This is a genomic window from Arthrobacter sp. 2YAF22_2 (assembly GCF_052114645.1).
Lineage (GTDB): Bacteria > Actinomycetota > Actinomycetes > Actinomycetales > Micrococcaceae > Arthrobacter.
This window is the reverse complement of sequence record NZ_JBFRFD010000622.1, coordinates 1-1,845: the sequence shown is the minus strand read 5'-3', so window position 1 is coordinate 1,845 and position 1,845 is coordinate 1. Positions and strand designations below refer to the sequence as shown.

Genomic DNA, 1,845 nt, shown 5'->3' with positions numbered 1-1,845 from the left:
ACTCATAGGAGCTGCGGAGCGCGTAGGCGCTGCGGCCGTCCGGGGCGACGGCGACGTCGGTGTACGCAGCCGAGTCTGCGGTCAGCCGGACCGGACCGGCCTCCGCGCCCGCAGTGCCGGGCACGCCAACCCGGAACACCGGCGACGCCCCGTCCTCGTCCGCTGTCACGAGCAGGGCCGATCCGTCCGGCAGCCAGGCGGCGGGCCGCGGCCAGCGGTCCCAGCCAGGTGCGAGCGGCGTCAGCGCGGCCGAGCCGTCGGCCGAGACATCCAGCAGATGCAGACCGATCCGGGGCGCCTGCTCGGGCGTCGTATCGGACTCGCTCAGCACCGCGAGGGTGCGGCCGTCGGGGCTGACCGGGCCGGGGAAATAGCTCATGCCCTCGGTGTCGAGCAGGACCCGGCGGGTGCCGGCGGCGACGTCGACGGCCACCAGCACGGTGCGGGAGTCGGCGTTCGCCAGGGGCCGGGTGAAGCTGCTGTATAGGGTCTTTCCGTCCGGGCTGACGACAGTTTCGGCCTCGCGGAGCCCGTTACCGGCGTCGGGGGTCAGGTTGCGCAGCCTGACCGGCGGGACGGCGTCGACGGTCACCGGCTKGCCCGGTTCCGGTTCAGCACCGGGCTCGACGGCGAACAGCCGCGGCTGCGCGGGCCCCAGGTCGGCGTCCCAATAGCGCACCGGGTAGCCGCTGTGCAGGATCGCGGCGACTTTGTTGTCCTGGCGCGCCTTGCGGCGTTCCTCGTCGTTGTCCTCGTCAGTGGAGCCCGCGAGCACGGAGGCCGAAACGAACAAGGCATCGGCGTCCTTCGCGGCCAGCAGGCCGCCAACGCCGCCGGCGCGGGAAAGCGCCACGCGGGCCTCACCGCCGTCGGGCGGTAGAACCCAGAGCGCGTTGACCGGATCGGCATCCGGGCTTTCGGGGTCCGGCCGCGCCGAGGTGAAGTACAGGCTGCCTTCCGCCGCGAACACGGCCCCGGCTTCGCCCTTGGCACTGCGGGTGATCCGCCGGGCCTGCTTCTTCCCCTCGGGGTCCAGTTCCCACAGCGCGGTGCGGTACTCGGTGCCCTTGTCGTTGAGCGTGGCCACGGTGGTGACAAGCCGGCCGCCGTCTGGGCTCAGCGCCAGCCCGCTCACCCGCGGGATGGCCAGATAATGGTCCAGATCGTGGAACGGGGTGTCGGGGTGTTCGCCCAGGGTCTGCGTGTCGGTGGAAGCCATCCCCCGATTCAACACCTCCAGTGGGCCGGATCACACCCCGTTCACTCTGAGTGAAACACTGCTTTCAGAAAAAGCCGCGTTCCGGAGTCGCAGCGGACTATCAGGGACGGTTGGCATGATGGATGCATGAACCCTGAAAAGTCCCTGCCCCGACGGTCCCTCCTGCTCGGCGCCGGCGCCATGGGTTGCGGCGCACTGGGCCTCTCGGCCTGCTCCGTTGCCCCGATCGAGTCCCCGGCTTCGACTGCCGCAGCCGGACCCTCTGTCCCGGCCGGCACCGCGGTCAGGGTCGGCAAGCTCACGGACGTGAAGGTTGGCTCTACCGCGACCGGGACGGTCAACGGCAAAGCGGTGGTCATCTTCCGGCCGGACGACAAGACGGTCCTGGCGTATGACGCCGCCTGCACGCACGCCGGCTGCCCGGTGACGCCGTCCGGCGCGGACTTCACCTGCCCGTGCCACGGTTCCTCGTTCAAGGGATCCGACGGCAGCGTGCTCAACGGTCCGGCCCGGACGCCCCTGGGCAGGCTCACCGCGGCGGTCGACGGCGAGTGGATCACAGTTACTGCCTGATCCGCCGTCGTACCCGCACGACAAAGGCGCCGGCCGCCTCCTTGAGGGAAGCG

The 1,845-nt window shown here is 71.0% G+C and carries 1 protein-coding gene and 1 pseudogene; one reads left to right on the top strand and one right to left on the bottom strand.

Annotated features, from left to right (window positions below; genetic code table 11):
- Nucleotides 1-1,219: pseudogene (locus AB4Y86_RS17965) on the bottom strand (S9 family peptidase); the annotation flags it as partial.
- A gap of 126 nt (nucleotides 1,220-1,345) precedes the next feature.
- Here AB4Y86_RS17965 and AB4Y86_RS17960 point away from each other — a divergent pair.
- Nucleotides 1,346-1,792 carry a ubiquinol-cytochrome c reductase iron-sulfur subunit gene (locus AB4Y86_RS17960; RefSeq protein WP_441403511.1) on the top strand — a complete coding sequence of 149 codons (447 nt, stop codon included), beginning with the start codon at nucleotides 1,346-1,348 and terminating at the stop codon, nucleotides 1,790-1,792.
- Nucleotides 1,793-1,845 lie beyond the last annotated feature (53 nt).

Coding starts and splice junctions, on each gene's coding strand:
- AB4Y86_RS17960 (WP_441403511.1), top strand. CDS start 1,346: ATGAACCCTGAAAAGTCCCTGCCCCGACGGTCCCTCCTGCTCGGCGCC.